Origin of the sequence: Lyngbya aestuarii BL J, from assembly GCF_000478195.2 — a bacterium.
Lineage (GTDB): Bacteria > Cyanobacteriota > Cyanobacteriia > Cyanobacteriales > Microcoleaceae > Capilliphycus > Capilliphycus aestuarii.
In genome coordinates this window covers 1-346 of the sequence record NZ_AUZM01000403.1, presented here as the reverse complement: position 1 = coordinate 346, position 346 = coordinate 1, and the positions used below count along the sequence as shown (strand labels likewise).

Sequence of the window (346 nt, the reverse complement as noted above, 5' to 3'; positions counted from 1 at the left end):
GATACGCCGATTGTCGGATACTTTGAAACCAGTTCCAAAGGGAGTCGATTTCAAGTCGAAGCCATTAATTTAGAAGGGCGTAGCATTCCCATTCAAGCCGAATCCGGTTGGATTCCCGGTCGATTAGATCCCGAACCCAAAAACGTTCTTCGTGATACCGGAATTGGCGGGGTAGGGCTATTTTTGCTGACAGGCTTTACAGGGGTTGGTTTGTTGGTGGGGGCGCTTGGGGGGGCGGCTGTTGGTTTTGCCACCCCTCCCCAACCGACAACGGTACAACCGGATCAAGTGATTGAAGTGCGCCTGAGCGAAGATTTACGTCAATCGCAATTTGTCTATATTCGGG

The 346-nt window shown here is 51.2% G+C and carries 1 pseudogene; it reads left to right on the top strand.

The annotated features are described in order from the left end of the window. Positions 1-346 (top strand): annotated as a pseudogene (locus tag M595_RS31460) (AMIN domain-containing protein); the annotation flags it as partial.